This window comes from Enterobacter cloacae complex sp. 2024EL-00227 (assembly GCF_043945315.1).
GTDB classification, from domain to species: Bacteria; Pseudomonadota; Gammaproteobacteria; order Enterobacterales; family Enterobacteriaceae; genus Enterobacter; species Enterobacter roggenkampii.
Window position 1 is genome coordinate 1 of record NZ_JBIMQP010000030.1, and the last position, 14,574, is coordinate 14,574.

The window sequence follows — 14,574 nt, forward strand, 5'->3', positions numbered from 1 at the left end:
CTTCGGCTTCGCGGAGAATACTGATGATCTGTTCGTCGGAAAAACGCTTCTTCATGGGGATGTCCTCATGTGGCTTATGAAGACATTACTAACATCGGGGTGTACTAATCAACGGGGAGCAGGTCAAAGGTATTCTGAGGTTTTTTTTCAACATCAGACTTCATGGGTAATTCACTAAGTTCAGCAATGCGCTCCTCTGCGGCCTCTAGTTTTCTCCTTAACGCCTCGCTACAACCCTCAGCTCTTCGGATTGCCAACTCCAAATGTTTATTCAGCGCATCTGCGGCTTCCAGCTCATCCAGCAGCGCCAGCACAACATCTGGGGTTATAGCATCATTGAATTCGTCGCGGTCATAACCCCAACCATCGGATGCTGCTCTCTCCGCCATTTCACGCAGCGCCTGTTTGTCGATGTTGCTCATTGGGCGGCTCCTTCTGCATCGTTTTTCACCGGCCCGAGGATGTCAGCCGAGAATACGTAGACCTCTTTGCCTTCATCGTTGGTGAGCCAGTATTCGGCGTCAGGCGCAATATTCAGCGTCAGGATGCCATCTCTGCGCGTGCGTACCTTCTGCCCGTGCTTCCACCATTCAGGGAATCCGTTGCTCATGGCTGCTCTCCTTTGCGAATTTGGGCAGCGAAAGCATTGGCGAAACGCTGTAAATCTGCGGTGACCATCACTTTGTAGCTGTCATCTCCAAACTCATCCATCAGTTGATCAGCTTCAGCAGCCATCATCTCCACACCCTGTGCTCGCACTTCAGCCAGAAAAGCGTCTGTCGCCGGGGTTTTTACTGGCAGGTAGGCATGACATAACCGGCGATGGATTAAATCTGCCAGTCGCTCACCATCTTTCTCATCGAGAGAGTCAATTAAGCCCTCTGCTTCTGCAGCAGCGATACACCCGGCAGCATGCTCAACGCTTTCCTTCAGCCCCGCATTCTCCGCAGCCAGCGCCGCGCATCTGGCTTCAGATTCCGAGAGCTTTTCTTCGTTCTCAATAGCAATCTTGTACAGCTTCTCAAGCTGAGCCATTGAAGTCAGGAGACCGTTGTGCTTAATGTTTGAAACAAAATCCTTAATGCTCATTTCTTCGCCCTCTGGTTTAACCACGCTGTCAGGTATCGATTGTTGTTGAGACGTTCTGCATTCCCGAATGAGTCACGCTTCAGCATTTATTCGCGTGGGATATCGTTGATGGGTTTGAAGCGGTGTCCGGCGATAAGCTCTTGTGGTTGAATGAATGGGTCGTAGTAATTTCCTATCATGATGAATTCCTCATGTTCATGTCTCGCTTGCGAAGCCTTGTAACTCTTGACCTGACAGCCGTGTAACCTCTGCCCATCATTTCGGCGATGTCCTTTTGCAGGTAGCCCTGGCGATAAAGAGCGGCTAGCGTCTCTTCGTCTTGCAGACTCCAGAGTTGCTTGGTGCAGGCTGTGGATAACGAATACTTCTGAGCGAGGTAATAGAATTGGGCTAACGTAAGTCCGAGATGGTCAGCTGCGCGGGGCGCGACCATACGGCCGCACACCGCCTTCATTTCTTCAGGAGTGACGTTTAGTTTTCGCATTTTTTATTTAATGAGAAGGGTTGGCTTACCGAGCTTGAGTGACGCGCCTGAAATAGTGTTACCAGCCTTGAGTTGATGCTTGATAGCTAACTTGTCGGCTTTGACCGTAGTTACATATTCAACGTACTCGGGTGGCAGGGAGCCTTCATCTGTGATTTCTACTGACTCGACAGGCGCACGTACAGTTACCTGATGGATGCCAGCTTTGAGTGATTTCTTCCCTGCTGTTTCGAGGGATGCGGCAACATATTCCTTCATGCTAGCAACGCGGTTTTCTGCAGCCTTTGCGCGCTCTGCAAGGCGCTTACTTTCTTCTTTCAGCGCCTCAGCATAAGCAGATTCGTTTTTGCAGACGGCTAGGATTTGCTCGACCTTTGCCTCCAGCTCCCACTCAATGCCATCAAGGGTGTCGGCTATCATTTCAGGCTCCATGCCTGAATCAGTCAGCTTTGCGAAATCATTGGCGATCTGGTAAAGAGCTGTCATTGCGTAACCTCTTCGAATTTTGCTTTGCACTTGGCATAGACGGCCTGAACCTCTTGTTGAAGCTGCATTCCGACCGTCATTTTGTAAGCTGCCTGGAAGTGAGTTTTGAGAGCATGCATATTTTTCGCCTGCTTCATGTCCTCACATAGTGACTGGATGGTGTTGATAAGTTCCTGTTTTGCGTTTTCTTCCGACTGGATGATTTCGCTTTCAGGGGTGTAGGGCATAACTGGCTCCGTGTATATGCCTTCGCTCTCGTTGAGCACATCGACGGCATTATCCAGTCGTTCGGCTCGCGGCCAGTATTTATAGGCTCTCTTGACGATCGTCTTCCTGGCCATCTCAGACCAGAAGTTGACCCATGGGCCTTTTGGTGATGTTCCCGCTTTGCTCACTTTCCTGATTTCTTCTATCTCAGCGAGACTCATCTCTTCAGTGAGATAGTCGCCATCAGCGGTTTTAACTGTGCAGTAGCCACCGATAACGGCGCCGCGATCGTCAGGTGTAGCAAATGGGTTGTATTTGTGAGCTGGCGCCTTATCGAGACCCAGCGTCTCGTAGTCGTCGCCAGCATGAACGAGCTTGCACTGGCCCCACTTGATGACGCCAGCCGACTGGGCAATGTGCAGAAGGCCCATGTAGCTGATATCGAGGCAGACCATACCATCGCGCGGAACCAGATAAGCCAGTTTGCTGGCAGGGTTCAGGCTTATTCCTACAGCTGCAACGTTGATGATCGCGTTCTGGGCGCTGGTGGGGTTAGCAATCGCCGTTTCTGCCAGCTTTTGATTGCGCTGGAATAACTGGATAGCGAACTGGCATTCCTTTGCCCATGTCAGAGACTGGTCGGTAAGGGCGCCGACAAATAGCGGCTCCTGCTCCTTAACGAACTGAATCAGATCGAAACTCATAAACCCTCCTTAGAACGGGCAGCCGGTCCGGTGTTCCCAGTCGTATTCCGCCTGGGCGTAAGCAACTGCCGAAATAAAATCGTTGTAGGCCTTACCAGCGTCATCGCTGCGAAGTCCTTCGTATGGGCTGGAGTCAATCGGTACGGAGAAGTGGAAGAGGCCGGACGGCTCTTTTGGCATCATGTCGATGATTTGCTGCGCCCGGTCGTCGATCCACTTCTCTTTCTCATCGACAAGCTGCTGATTTGCCCATCGCCGTTCCTCGATGCTGTCGTAAGCTCGATATGCGTTCATTGCTGAACTCCTGAAATTTGGTTGTGCGCTTCCCGTCTGCGATAGCCGGACAGGGAGTGATGAAAGTGGGGGAGGGGATTACTTGCCTAGTGCTTTGGCGATTACGTAGCTAGCCATCATTAGAGGATGTTCTTCGTGACAATCATCTGGACACACACCGCAGACGTCTTCTGCGTAATCTCTAAGCTTCTGTAGCGCTTCGAGTAATTCAGGTGCTGCTGATATTAATTGCGCATCCTCTCGTTCGTTTCTGGTTGCAATTTCAATGTACGTGTCGCCCATAACCACGCCGTGGAATGTCGTCATCATTTCATTCACATTTCTGATTGTGTATTTCCACGGACCAGGCGTTCCTTTGAATTCTTCCATCACACCCTCACTTCAAACGAGTTACGATTTACCCTGACTCCAAGCGCTTTACGCTGGGCCTCAATTGCCTGTTGCAGCATCACAGAATCTTCCAGATAGCGAGCAATTGCTTTCTTGCTCAGTGATGCGCGGAGCTTGTGCGTGTCAACGATGACCTGATTAACGATGTGACCGAAGCCATTCTTAATCATCTGGTCACGGTTCATTACCAGCTTGTGGCGAACGTTACCGACCTCTACCAGTTGCCATGTATGACCGTTTGCGAATCGGCTCACTGTGTACTGCTTGTTGTTGTGGGTGACAGTCATGATGCCTCCAAGCCAATGGCATCAGAGATAATCTGGAGTTTCTCAACTGAAACGCCTTTTCCGTTGCCTACTGGCTTTTCCATCCAGTCGAGCGACACTAGTCGGCCGTCGGCGATAACACCGATATTGAAATCATCACAACCTGCTACTTCAAATCCGTGAGAAATTGCCACTTCCCGCTTATCAAATCTTTCCAAATCTGAGGAAAAACCAATTCCGTAACCGTGGTCGTTTGACCAAGCGTGCTGCTGGATAACGATAAATTTTTGCATAATCACTCCGCCCGTAAGCTGGGCTGCTGAACGTTGAAACAAGACTTCTGCGCTATTGGCGGTGGATGGCCGCCGGTTGTCATAACTAAGCCGCCTCAATGAAGCGACTGAGGTATGAAAAAACCCGCCGTGGCGGCCTTAGATGAGTTTGTTAACGATTTCCTGAGCTACTTCCTCTGCGTCATCTTCATCAAAACTTCCAGCAAGCTTGTCGACAAAGTCGTCCCAGTTTTCTTCAAGGAAGTCACGGAGATGAGGTGCATATAAATCATCGATTGTTTTTGACACATTTCCTCCAGGCAAAAAGAATGCCGCCCTGACTGCTGGCGGCAAAGACATAACGAGGGATTTCCATCTATCAGAACTATCGAATCGTCTCCGATAGTACGGTGCGGTATTACACCCAATAGCTAACTCAGAGAATTAGCTATAAGCTGCTATTCGCTTGGTGGTTCAGGTAATGGCATCCAGTGGGAAACGTGATCAAGAAGACTTCCTGATAAATATGTGAACGCCCTGAATTTCTTATATTCAATAGGGCACATCACATAATTCCAGTATGCAGCTACGATTTCACCCTGGCTAAATGCCAATACCATCTGCGTATCTTCCGGCATCCGGTCACAACACTTAATCCACTCCATCACTCCTCCCCCAGACCCTTGCTGATGGCTGCGCGAGCCGCTAATAACGCAGGATTATCAATGCTTGCTTCGTATTCATAAGCGGTGACCATATTCTGCAGAGCTTCGAGCAAATCAGGAGCTGCTGCTATCAGCTTGGCGTCATATATTTCACTCTCTCCCGAGCAGAATCCTTCTATCAAGGCAACCATGCGACCATTCTTATCTAATACGTCACCGCGCATAACGTGCCACTCACCCGGCGTACCCTTGAAACCTTTCATATTCACCTCTGTGGCTTGCTGCCAAAAGAAGGCCGACTATGCGGCCTAATAATCCCCATACCACCAACCATCATCACCATAAGTCAGGTCGATTTTCTTATCCCCAACAATGCGGAAAATATTCAGTGAGCATGAAAAGGAGCCTGTTGCATTGCATGACACGCCTTGCTGATCGATTCCTAACCTTACCTTTCTTGTTCCCTCATCAATCTGAATATCAATGCGCTTTCCACGCAATGGAACGGCCTTACTAATGCTGCCGCCACCCGCCCCAGACTTTGTTTTTCTGAACCGTACGCTCGGCGACTTTTGCCGACCGTTTATGTTTCTCTGCGAAACAAATGCCATACATCACCTCGCTGTTACGTTATTAGACTTACGGTGACCAGCTGCGAAAAGCGCCACTTCCGGCAAGCAGACTGCGCCACCTTCAACTTCCTTCTGACGCGTTCCGGCAAGCGAAATGGCTTTGGTTACGCGCTCACTACAGCCTTCCGACAGCCGTGAAAATGCACGGTCAATCTTTTTACAGTAGGCTTTAGCTTCTAACTTCTGTGCTGCTTTCATGGCGTTGTACGCAGCCATACGACGTTGATTTCTGTTCATGGGTATTCCTCAGTGAATGCTTTGGTGCAAGCGCCGAAACCTATTTCAAGTTTCGGATTTCAATCGGCTTCTCAGTCCGGTCCGACATGTTTATGGACCTAAGCTCCACCGAACGCTTGCCCGAAGCATTCACTTCGGCCTGTGTATTCACAGGATTAAATTTTTAAAGAGCCCGAACTCAGTTCCTTGTTCGTGTTCAGCGTCCTGCTGATGGATTAAATATACCCATGGGTAAAATACTTGTCTATACCCATGGGTAAATATTTTGAGCGAGAAAGTTTACCTGACTGAAAAATCAGGTAATTTATTTTTGTGAGATGCTCATTTAGTACTGTTGTGAGTTAAAAAATGATCTATGGGGATGGTGCGGGCCTTGGAATGGAAAGGGAAAAAGAAAACCCGGCTCGGTGGCCGGGTTGACATTTACTGTATGTGCGATCAGTATTAACGGAGGTGAATGATTTTGCACATGCGCTTAATCTTATTGATTAGCACTTCTCTATCAGTGCCATTTTTTGTGTGTTGCATGGCAATTATGTCTTTAACTAAACGATTGAATTCCTTTTGATTTCTCGGTGAAAGTCTTCGTTCTATCTTACCCAGTAACTCAATCGGAAATTTAGTAGTGCTGAAATAGCCTTCATGCTGTAGCTGAATCAAAAGCTCTTCATAAAACTCCAGCAGTGGCTCGGCGATTTCATTGAACTCCTTTCTCTTATCACGTTTTATGGCGCTTCTGTGACCCATAAAATGACCAAGCAGGAAGGATATAACCGTCCATCCCAAAGCGATAAGGGGCAGAGAATGTTGGATATACTTATGACCTTCAATGATTTCCTTTGGCATTATTCCTGGACTCTTTTTCCCTTCTTTGGCTACGCGATTGGTTATCTCTCTGCCAGGTAACTCAGTTGCATGCCCTATCCAAACGTATCATCAGGCCACTGGCTGGCTATAGTGTTCCTTCGTCAACCCTTGGCACATCGTCTTGATCAACATATCTCGTATGTTTAACGATAGCAGACACAAAGTGCATCTTTTCGATTTGGTGAGCCGCTAGAGTGATGGGGCGGTGATCACTATTGACGCTGGAAAACTGATAATCGCCATCCCTTGTCTTATTCATGATTTTTATCATGTTATGACCATCTTTCGTTCTGACGAAAACCTCATCACCTGCATGAACTATGGTATTGGGCTCAATCACGACGTATTCACCTGACTGAATACGTGGCCACATGCTGTCGCCTTTGACTTTTAAGCCATAGGCATCCTTATCACCGCTATAAATTCGAAGCCAACCAGCTCTGAACTCGATCATATCCACTGAGCCATCTACTCCTAAAACGGCCTCGCCAATTACAGGAACATATCCTGCCCGAATGCTTCCAGCAAACTCCAGTTCTTCATTTGCGTTTGGCATCTCAGATGCGATCGAATCCATCCAGCCCCGAGGAAGGTTGAATGCGTTTTCAATGATTTCCATCATGTCATCAGCAATGCGTTTTCTCCCAGGTTTACCTTCTGGGTAGAGCATTCTTGAAATGTACGACGGCTCTCTTTCTATTCGACGTGCAAGCTCAGCAGCCTTCCCGTTACAGAATCTGTCACGGATTTCAATGAGCTTAAGTCTTCGTTGTTCGTATTTGTCCATAGCATAGATCTTATCCAACATTACCCTTCGGTAAATAACCTGTAGGTATTGATTTATATTTTACCTGTGGGTAAACTCTATTCATGATGCAACGAGAAAGGAGAAGGGATATGGAGAAGCTTCGTACATATCTAAACTCCCTCTCACTTGAGGAGCAGCGCGAGTTTGCCTCCCGGTGCGGAACTTCAATCGGCTATTTGCGTAAAGCTCTTAGCAAGAATCATGAGTTAGGCGCGGCGTTATGCGTACTAATCGAGAAGTTCAGTAACGGTAGTGTGACTCGTAAGGACCTGCATCCTGGTGATTGGGTAAGCATTTGGCCTGAATTAATGGCCGCATAAGCAGTACCGCTCTTTAATAATCTGCCTCCCTCGGAATACCAGGGAAACCAACGCATCAACAGATGCGTAAACACTTATTAACTAAAGGAAGTATTACAAATGGAAATAGCAAATCACAGCAAAAAGGTACGCGAAGTGGAAACAGAGCTTCGTGCCCGACTCGTCTCAATGGGTCAGACAAATTTCGCAAAGATGGCGGGATGGGCTGATTCAAAGGTGAGTCGATTAAACATCCACGATATGGCTGTGACATTCGTTCTTCTGGAGAAAGTCTGGGAGACAAGCCTGATTCGTGAAGTGGCAAGACAGGCTATTGCAGCTGTGATGCCAGAAAGCAAAAAACGCCCAGCGGTAACTGAGCGTTTAGAGCAAATCACATTGGATTTTTGAGTCACTGTGTTACGTCAACAACACTAACTACAGGAGATATTTTAATGCGAAAGCGTAAAAAGTACCAGGAAAAAGAAGAGATTCGACACCCTGATTCACCTGAAGGATTAGTGAATACAGCTGCCAATAACCGGGCGTTCGCAGAGCGTCTTATTGGCGTTTACAGACTAGCCAAAGCAGGAGTGAAGAATGGGCGTCGTTAAGTTAGTACGAACGGAAGAGATGTCTTCCAGGAGCTCTCACTTGGACAACAGAAAGCAAGGTCACTTTGCCATGTTCAGGAGCGCCCTCAATGCTCCATGGTCGAAAGATACGGCCAAGCTTGCATTGTGGGTCCGCCTGCTTGGTGAAGCTCGTTACAAGCCTGGCATTAACGAATTTGCAGGAAGAGAGTGGAAGCTGGAATCCGGTCAACTGGTAACAACCACTACGGTTCTGGCAAGAAAACTACGCGATCAGGATGGGAAGGAAAAGAGCCCAAAAGCAGTTGAGAGAATGCTCAACTTCTTCTGCAAGGAAAACATGATCACCAAGGAAGGAAACCCTTTTGGATTAGTAATTTCCATCACAAATTACTGCGAATATCAGGGCATTTCAGGCGTCGAACCTTCCGTCGTGCCATCCGTCGAGCCTAAATCCAGTAATGGCGCGGCTTTGAAGCTTGTAGCCGTCGAGGGGGTCGTCGAACCATCCGTCGAACAGAACAAGAAGGTACTTAACAAGAATAATAAAACCCCCCTTAATCCCCCAGAGGGGGTGGAAGCTCTCGCTCTTGATTGTCTGGATTATTACAACGGTCTTGCAGGGGCAAGATGCTCATCACCTGAAGCCTTTGTGAAAGCTCTCAGCACTGTAAAAGCCAAAGGGGGGTGTTACTCAGTTGATGATCTCAAACTGGTAATCAAATGGGCTGTTACATGTTGGGACGCGCGCAAGACCCCGCCGAAGCCGAATAACATCTGCCGCATGACTCGATTCGATGGATACCTGTCAGACGCTCTGGTTTGGGCTGATGGACAGGGAAGTAATCCTGCTGCTTGCCCTCATGCAGAAATAATTGCTCTGTGGAACGAGAAATTCCCAGCTAAGGCAGTATCACCTCACGAATGGAATCGTCGCCGTCCTGCGCATCGCGATCTGGAAGCTGTCTGGAACGGTAAGACCTCACAAGGAAACTGGCGTGAGTTGCGGCACATGGGAATGGCATTCGACCTGATAGGAAAATCATCGCTCTTCACGACAAAAGGCGATCAGCCTTGGTTAACACTGGACTGGATACTTAACCCGAAAAACTGGGGCTCGGTATACGAGCAGGCCATCAACGAGCACAAGCAGCGTAAAGGAGTCACTGCATGAGCAGGTTTGTAGATTCATACATCGAGCGCAATGTTCTGGGCTCAATCATGCTAGGAAGGGATGAGTTTGCCGATGCAGCTCAGGATGCCATCGAGGGGCTGAGCGAAAGCGATTTCACCGTGTATGCGCACAAGGTCGTACTAAGCACGCTGAAGAAGCTCAACTCAATCGGATCTCCAGTTGACCTGCTGACTGTCACCTCAGACATTGAGGCTCGCGGAGAGCTCGACAAAGTTGGTGGATTCGCATACCTGGCGGAAACCACGAAAGACATTCCATCGCTTCGTAATCTGCCTGTGTACGTTCAGAAGCTAAAAGAGTTCACATCTGGTCGCATGATGATTCAGATGCTGCAGGAAGGGATTCAGAAGCTTTCTGAGCCAACTACCGACAGCGTGCATGACATCATCGGCAATATTCAGACCAGCATCGGAGCGATTGAGGCATTCAGTGAGTCAGGTACGCGTCACATACTCGACGGAATTGAGATCGCAATTGACGAAGTTGAGTCAATCATCAACGGCGACATCTGGAAGCACCGGACGGAGCTTGGGCTAACGGACATCGACAAGGCGTTTGGTGGTTTCAATAACACGGATTTCATCGTTGTAGGCGGTCGCCCTGGAACTGGAAAAACAATGTTCAGCACCACGGTTACTGAGACTGTGGCACTGAAAAGCAAGAAGCCTGTGATGTTCTTCAGCCTTGAAATGCCAATCGAGCAGATTTCTCAGCGCATCGCGTTCCACCGCGCCGGGGTCAGCAAGGAGGGGTTGCTTGGCACGAATGGCAAGAATCAGGATGCCGAATGGGCAAAGGTTGGAAAGTGCCTGGAAGAATTCGGAACCGCACCAATCCACATCAACGATAAAACATCCCTGAGCATTCACCAGTTACGCGCTGAAGCTCGCAGGATGCACAAAAAGCTCGGTGGCCTGGGCGTTATCGTTGTCGACTATCTGCAGAAAATGAAGATGACCAATCCGGAAAACATGAACCAGTCAGTTGGTGAAATTGCTACCGGACTGAAAAACCTCGCAAAGGAATTGCGCTGCCCGGTTATCGCATTGTCTCAGCTGAGCCGTAAGTGCGAAGAACGCGCTAACAAGCGACCGCTTAACTCTGACCTGCGAGAGTCTGGTGTTATCGAGCAGGAGGCAGACGTAATTTTCATGGTCTACCGCGATGAGAAATACAATCCGCAAACAGAACTTAAAGGCGTAACCGAAATCATCTGCACCAAATCACGACATGCACCTGGCGCAGAGAAAACCTACTACTTCAGCAACAAACACTCCGGTCTTGACCCATACGCATTCGTGCAGAACGAGCTGCGAAGCTATCAGGATGAATACGAGTGTTAGGAGTAAATCATGAGGCCAAAATTTCAGCTTGAAACCATCGAGAAATACGTCACAGAACATCCCGGCTGTACCTGTCCAGAAATAATCCAGAACACCAGCATCCCCCGATGCTCAGTAACCTCAGCCCTTTTCCAGTTGGTAAGAGGTCAGGTACTCAGCAGAGAGGGCAGGCCAAAACACTATCAGTATTACAAGTCAGACAAAGTGGTTATTCGCAATGAGCGAGGCGATCCGATTGCGGACCACGATTTACCTAACCCACTGACTGCATTTATCAACCAGAAATTGAGAGAGGTGCGAAGTGTTTAAGCCCGGACAGTTAGTGCAGTCGATTAAGTACGGTGATCATTATGTAGTTGTGAAGGCTTGGCATGATTACGCCATGGCAAAGCCACTAACGCCTAAGTTTTGGTTCTCAGAGACTATGAGTATCGAATATGACCGATTCAGACTGGTCGGCAACAACTACCAATCGAAGGATATCAACAAGGCATTAAGAAAGGTGCGAAGTGAGCGAACCTAAATTTCCTGAGTTACCAGTTGATGTGCAAGTCGCATTGATTAATGCGGCAACCAAAATGGCAACCGAGAAAATACAGTCTCAAGGAAGCAGATACAACCAAGACCTGGATTTCTTTAAGCGGGAGTATCAGAAAATCTGCGACGCACTTTATACCGAAAATCGTGGCCGCTAACACCCCAGCACGCTGATGGAGAGGAATGATGAATAACCGCAAGGCAAAACTGCTTTTTATCGAAGACTACAAACCGTTTCGAGTCAGCAACAGGAAGTGGTTAGCCGTACTAAAACGATCAGGCCTAATAACGCTGTGCAAATGTCGCAAAAGTGCTGCACAGAACCGCTGGAAAAATCATGCAGTCAGAAACGATGGTGAGTGATGGAGAGGAATATGGACGAATCAAGAAAGGCTTTCGAGCAATACTCAGCAGACATGCTAGGCCTACCACTTGAAATGATATCTGATGCGAGAGATGGCGATAGATACAGGCACTCGTTTGACAGAGCGAGCATCATGCAGCCGCTAAATGGATGGTGGGTTTTATGGCAGGCATCTCGGGAAGCTATCGAGATTGAGCTGCCCAAAAAAATAGAGCGTCAACCATTCGATACTGATTTTGAGAATGGTTTTTGCGGCGGACATAACAATGCCATTGATTCTGCAACAATCCGAATCCGATCAGCTGGAATCAAAGTGAAGGAGTGAGTATGAGTGAGAAAGAGCAGCTCGAATTTATTTTGGAACTGTGCAGGCAGACCAGAGAAAGAAATAAGGTAGACCTGCATAAGATATGGGAAGCACAGCAGGAAGCTTATCGTCGCGCTATAGGTGGAAATCTTTATTCCTATGGAACCCATCCATATCGGAGCGGATATAGCCTTTACACATACTGAGGTATGCCATGAGGAAACTAACGTTTGAGCTAAGAAGCCCCATTCATCAGCAGAACGCCATTCAAGCCATACAGCAAATCTTCCCCGACCCAACAAAGCCAATCATTGTAACCATCCAGGAACGCAACCGCAGCATAGACCAGAATCGCAAACTCTGGGCTTGCCTTGGTGATGTCTCTCGTCAGGTCGAATGGCATGGACGATGGCTGGATGCCGAGAGCTGGAAGTGCATCTTCACCGCAGCGTTAAAGCAGCAGGACGTTGTGCCTAACCTTTCCGGCAACGGATTCGTGGTGATAGGCCAGTCAACCAGCAAGATGCGCGTCAGTGAGTTTGCAGAGCTTCTGGAGCTTATTCAGGCATTCGGTGCAGACAAGAATGTTAAGTGGTCTGACGAAGCCAGATTAGCGCTGGAATGGAAAGCCAGATTCGGAGATGCGGCATGAAATACCTTACTGAAACGCTTGTTTCGCTGATTTTTATCATTGCATGGGTTGTTGGCGTTGTTCTTGCCAGCGGGTTCTGGTCGACGCTATTCAGCGTATTCTTCCCGCCATGGGGTTGGTACCTAATAGCTGAATGGGTGCTTCACGGATGCCCAGCAATATCATGAGGATACGAAATGGCTAAACAGCGACGAAGCATCACTCAAATTGCAATGGACAACATGATATTCATCCCCACCAAGCGCTCCAGAAACAAACCCAAGCCAGTACCTACCTAATCAGACGTAACAACCTATGACCCTGTATGGCCTCTCTTGTCAAAGAGATGGCTACGCCAACGTGCGAGGAAATAGCTATGAGCAGCTTAGACGATGACTACGCAGACCGACTTGCTGACCTTCTCGAAGATATGGAAGGTGACGGAGTTGATGCAGTTCAGATGATGATGAGCTGGATGTATGGATTCGTTCAGGGAAGGTTAGAAGGCCATGAAGGGCAGGCGTACATGTACCAGTTCGAAGATGCCGACATGATTATCCAGTTACAGGAACCGGAAGAAACCACAGCAGCGAGGTTGCATTGATATGGAATATTCACAGTTATCAGACCAAGAAATTAACGCACGGGTGGGGAGGATAGTCAGCAAAGATGGCCTGTCGATTATCGCATCAGATGGAAATGCCGTTATCCATGAATATGCAGATTGCGGCGAATTCAAGGGAATATGCCTTGGCTGGAAGGTATTCGACCCATGCCATAACCCGGCAGATGCATGGCCGATTATCGTTGAAAACAAAATTACCATTCACGCTCCTATGCATTACGACGAACCACAGGAATGGTTGGCATTTGATGTACATGACTCAGGCGCGGATTTTATGGATGGAAACCCACTACGAGCTGCCATGATTGTCTTTCTTAAGATGCAGGACGCAAAACATGTTTAACACTCCATGGCCTCAAGAGTACGAGCAGCAGAGCATACGTCGAACGCTGTGCGCAGGTTGCACTAAAGAGCTAGCGCCAGAGGAAACCTATGTATGTTCTGAATGCGTGGATGAATGGCTAATTTATCGTGATCCGAACGGAGATATCACCAATGAGGACAGCAAGGCGCAGATGTAAAAACGAAGAGTGCAGAGAATGGTTTCACCCTCAACACTCGAACATATGGTGGTGCTCTCCGGAATGCGGAACAAAGATAGCACTGGATCGACGAAGCAAGGAGAGAGAAAAAGCAGAGAAAGCAGCAGACAAGAAACGACGACGAGAATATCAGCAGCAGAAAGACAAGTTAAAGATTCGAAAGCTCGCCTTAAAGCCCCGCAGTTACTGGATTAAACAAGCCCAACAAGCAGTAAACGCCTTCATCAGAGAAAGAGACCGCGACTTACCATGTATCTCGTGCGGAACGTTCACGTCCGCTCAGTGGGATGCCGGGCACTACCGGACAACTGCTGCGGCACCTCAACTCCGATTTGATGAACGCAATATCCATAAGCAGTGCGTTGTATGCAATCAGCACAAAAGCGGGAACCTTGTTCCTTATCGCGTGATGCTCATCGAACGCATCGGGCATGCGGCTGTAGACGAAATCGAATCTGACCATAATCGCCATCGCTGGACGACAGAAGAGTGCAAAGCGATTAAGGCGGAGTATCAGCAGAAGCTTAAAGACCTGCGTGACAGCAGAAGCGAGGCAGCATGACAGACATAAGCAGAGAGGTCTGTGAAGAGTATCTGGATGCACTGGTCACTAGACTGGCCCCATGAATCTCCAGACAGTTGGTATCACTTAAGTTAGTGATAGTCTTAATACTAGTTTTTAGACTAGTCGTTGGAGTCCGAATGATTGATGTTTTAGGTCCAGAGAAGCGCAGACG

The 14,574-nt window shown here is 48.3% G+C and carries 28 protein-coding genes and 2 pseudogenes; 14 read left to right on the top strand and 16 right to left on the bottom strand.

The features are described 5' to 3' along the window. Positions 1–104 precede the first annotated feature (104 nt). The 16 genes and pseudogenes from ACHH0Z_RS24430 to ACHH0Z_RS24505 form a co-directional block, all read right to left on the bottom strand. Positions 105–422, bottom strand: a complete 318-nt coding sequence (locus ACHH0Z_RS24430) for an ead/Ea22-like family protein (RefSeq protein WP_395149602.1) — start codon at positions 420–422, stop codon at positions 105–107. After that, entirely contained in the window at positions 419–610 is a 192-nt protein-coding gene (locus tag ACHH0Z_RS24435) for a hypothetical protein (RefSeq protein ID WP_045408328.1), read from the bottom strand. Before ACHH0Z_RS24435 ends, ACHH0Z_RS24430 begins: the two co-directional genes overlap by 4 nt. Then, a complete protein-coding gene (locus ACHH0Z_RS24440) occupies positions 607–1,089 on the bottom strand; it encodes a hypothetical protein (protein WP_052672919.1) in 483 nt (160 codons plus the stop codon). Before ACHH0Z_RS24440 ends, ACHH0Z_RS24435 begins: the two co-directional genes overlap by 4 nt. 487 nt (positions 1,090–1,576) lie before the next feature. Then, a complete protein-coding gene (locus ACHH0Z_RS24445) occupies positions 1,577–2,059 on the bottom strand; it encodes a siphovirus Gp157 family protein (RefSeq protein WP_045408334.1) in 483 nt (160 codons plus the stop codon). Then, a complete protein-coding gene (locus tag ACHH0Z_RS24450; protein WP_045408337.1) occupies positions 2,056–2,970 on the bottom strand; it encodes a recombinase RecT in 915 nt (304 codons plus the stop codon). Before ACHH0Z_RS24450 ends, ACHH0Z_RS24445 begins: the two co-directional genes overlap by 4 nt. A 9-nt stretch (positions 2,971–2,979) precedes the next feature. Continuing rightward, the gene (gamL, locus tag ACHH0Z_RS24455) at positions 2,980–3,264 is read right to left on the bottom strand and encodes a host nuclease inhibitor GamL (protein WP_045408340.1); all 285 of its coding nucleotides are present in this window, start codon (positions 3,262–3,264) and stop codon (positions 2,980–2,982) included. Positions 3,265–3,342: 78 nt separating this feature from the next. Continuing rightward, entirely contained in the window at positions 3,343–3,633 is a 291-nt protein-coding gene (locus ACHH0Z_RS24460) for a hypothetical protein (RefSeq protein WP_045408343.1), read from the bottom strand. After that, positions 3,633–3,908: a hypothetical protein gene (locus ACHH0Z_RS24465; protein ID WP_162269773.1), complete on the bottom strand. Its 276-nt coding sequence runs from the start codon at positions 3,906–3,908 to the stop codon at positions 3,633–3,635. Before ACHH0Z_RS24465 ends, ACHH0Z_RS24460 begins: the two co-directional genes overlap by 1 nt. A 29-nt stretch (positions 3,909–3,937) precedes the next feature. Beyond that, positions 3,938–4,213 (bottom strand): antitoxin, encoded by a 276-nt coding sequence (locus ACHH0Z_RS24470; RefSeq protein WP_226874996.1) that lies wholly within the window; start codon positions 4,211–4,213, stop codon positions 3,938–3,940. 138 nt (positions 4,214–4,351) lie between these two features. Next, on the bottom strand, positions 4,352–4,552 hold the full coding sequence (locus tag ACHH0Z_RS24475) for a hypothetical protein (RefSeq protein WP_072050662.1): 201 nt from the start codon (positions 4,550–4,552) through the stop codon (positions 4,352–4,354). 98 nt (positions 4,553–4,650) lie between these two features. Continuing rightward, positions 4,651–4,851, bottom strand: a pseudogene (locus tag ACHH0Z_RS24480) (DUF551 domain-containing protein); the annotation flags it as partial. A gap of 5 nt (positions 4,852–4,856) precedes the next feature. Further along, positions 4,857–5,120, bottom strand: a complete 264-nt coding sequence (locus tag ACHH0Z_RS24485; RefSeq protein ID WP_045408349.1) for a hypothetical protein — start codon at positions 5,118–5,120, stop codon at positions 4,857–4,859. A 45-nt stretch (positions 5,121–5,165) separates the two neighbouring features. Then, on the bottom strand, positions 5,166–5,468 hold the full coding sequence (locus ACHH0Z_RS24490) for a hypothetical protein (RefSeq protein WP_045408351.1): 303 nt from the start codon (positions 5,466–5,468) through the stop codon (positions 5,166–5,168). A 3-nt stretch (positions 5,469–5,471) separates the two neighbouring features. Next, positions 5,472–5,726, bottom strand: a complete 255-nt coding sequence (locus tag ACHH0Z_RS24495; protein ID WP_045408354.1) for a hypothetical protein — start codon at positions 5,724–5,726, stop codon at positions 5,472–5,474. A gap of 444 nt (positions 5,727–6,170) precedes the next feature. Next, positions 6,171–6,572: a hypothetical protein gene (locus tag ACHH0Z_RS24500; RefSeq protein WP_045408357.1), complete on the bottom strand. Its 402-nt coding sequence runs from the start codon at positions 6,570–6,572 to the stop codon at positions 6,171–6,173. Positions 6,573–6,678: 106 nt separating this feature from the next. Next, positions 6,679–7,380, bottom strand: coding sequence for a S24 family peptidase (locus ACHH0Z_RS24505; RefSeq protein WP_045408463.1), 702 nt, complete (start codon positions 7,378–7,380; stop codon positions 6,679–6,681). A 110-nt stretch (positions 7,381–7,490) separates the two neighbouring features. Between ACHH0Z_RS24505 and ACHH0Z_RS24510 the strand changes: the two genes are divergently transcribed. From ACHH0Z_RS24510 to ACHH0Z_RS24575, 14 genes and pseudogenes are all read left to right on the top strand, one after another. Then, a complete protein-coding gene (locus tag ACHH0Z_RS24510) occupies positions 7,491–7,721 on the top strand; it encodes a YdaS family helix-turn-helix protein (RefSeq protein WP_045408360.1) in 231 nt (76 codons plus the stop codon). Positions 7,722–7,820: 99 nt separating this feature from the next. Continuing rightward, positions 7,821–8,111 carry a CII family transcriptional regulator gene (locus ACHH0Z_RS24515; protein WP_045408362.1) on the top strand — a complete coding sequence of 97 codons (291 nt, stop codon included), beginning with the start codon at positions 7,821–7,823 and terminating at the stop codon, positions 8,109–8,111. A gap of 44 nt (positions 8,112–8,155) precedes the next feature. Then, on the top strand, positions 8,156–8,314 hold the full coding sequence (locus ACHH0Z_RS24520) for a hypothetical protein (protein WP_045408365.1): 159 nt from the start codon (positions 8,156–8,158) through the stop codon (positions 8,312–8,314). 40 nt (positions 8,315–8,354) lie between these two features. Next, on the top strand, positions 8,355–9,467 hold the full coding sequence (locus ACHH0Z_RS24525) for a replication protein (protein WP_045408466.1): 1,113 nt from the start codon (positions 8,355–8,357) through the stop codon (positions 9,465–9,467). Beyond that, positions 9,464–10,831, top strand: a complete 1,368-nt coding sequence (locus ACHH0Z_RS24530) for a replicative DNA helicase (RefSeq protein WP_045408368.1) — start codon at positions 9,464–9,466, stop codon at positions 10,829–10,831. The genes ACHH0Z_RS24525 and ACHH0Z_RS24530 overlap by 4 nt, the downstream gene beginning before the upstream one ends. Positions 10,832–11,340: 509 nt before the next feature. Further along, positions 11,341–11,526, top strand: a complete 186-nt coding sequence (locus ACHH0Z_RS24535) for a hypothetical protein (RefSeq protein ID WP_045408373.1) — start codon at positions 11,341–11,343, stop codon at positions 11,524–11,526. A 216-nt stretch (positions 11,527–11,742) separates the two neighbouring features. Continuing rightward, complete coding sequence (locus tag ACHH0Z_RS24540; RefSeq protein ID WP_045408379.1) at positions 11,743–12,057, top strand: hypothetical protein; 315 nt, start codon at positions 11,743–11,745, stop codon at positions 12,055–12,057. A 2-nt stretch (positions 12,058–12,059) separates the two neighbouring features. Continuing rightward, the gene (locus ACHH0Z_RS24545; protein ID WP_045408382.1) at positions 12,060–12,245 is read left to right on the top strand and encodes a hypothetical protein; all 186 of its coding nucleotides are present in this window, start codon (positions 12,060–12,062) and stop codon (positions 12,243–12,245) included. Positions 12,246–12,253: 8 nt separating this feature from the next. Continuing rightward, a complete protein-coding gene (locus ACHH0Z_RS24550; RefSeq protein WP_045408385.1) occupies positions 12,254–12,691 on the top strand; it encodes a recombination protein NinB in 438 nt (145 codons plus the stop codon). Between the two features lie 176 nt (positions 12,692–12,867). Further along, positions 12,868–13,044: pseudogene (locus ACHH0Z_RS24555) on the top strand (NinE family protein). Between the two features lie 2 nt (positions 13,045–13,046). After that, complete coding sequence (locus tag ACHH0Z_RS24560) at positions 13,047–13,274, top strand: hypothetical protein (protein ID WP_045408387.1); 228 nt, start codon at positions 13,047–13,049, stop codon at positions 13,272–13,274. A gap of 1 nt (position 13,275) precedes the next feature. Continuing rightward, positions 13,276–13,638: a phage protein NinX family protein gene (locus ACHH0Z_RS24565; RefSeq protein WP_045408390.1), complete on the top strand. Its 363-nt coding sequence runs from the start codon at positions 13,276–13,278 to the stop codon at positions 13,636–13,638. Next, positions 13,631–13,816, top strand: a complete 186-nt coding sequence (locus tag ACHH0Z_RS24570; protein ID WP_072050664.1) for a protein NinF — start codon at positions 13,631–13,633, stop codon at positions 13,814–13,816. Before ACHH0Z_RS24565 ends, ACHH0Z_RS24570 begins: the two co-directional genes overlap by 8 nt. Continuing rightward, a complete protein-coding gene (locus ACHH0Z_RS24575; RefSeq protein ID WP_045408392.1) occupies positions 13,791–14,399 on the top strand; it encodes a recombination protein NinG in 609 nt (202 codons plus the stop codon). The genes ACHH0Z_RS24570 and ACHH0Z_RS24575 overlap by 26 nt, the downstream gene beginning before the upstream one ends. Positions 14,400–14,574 lie beyond the last annotated feature (175 nt).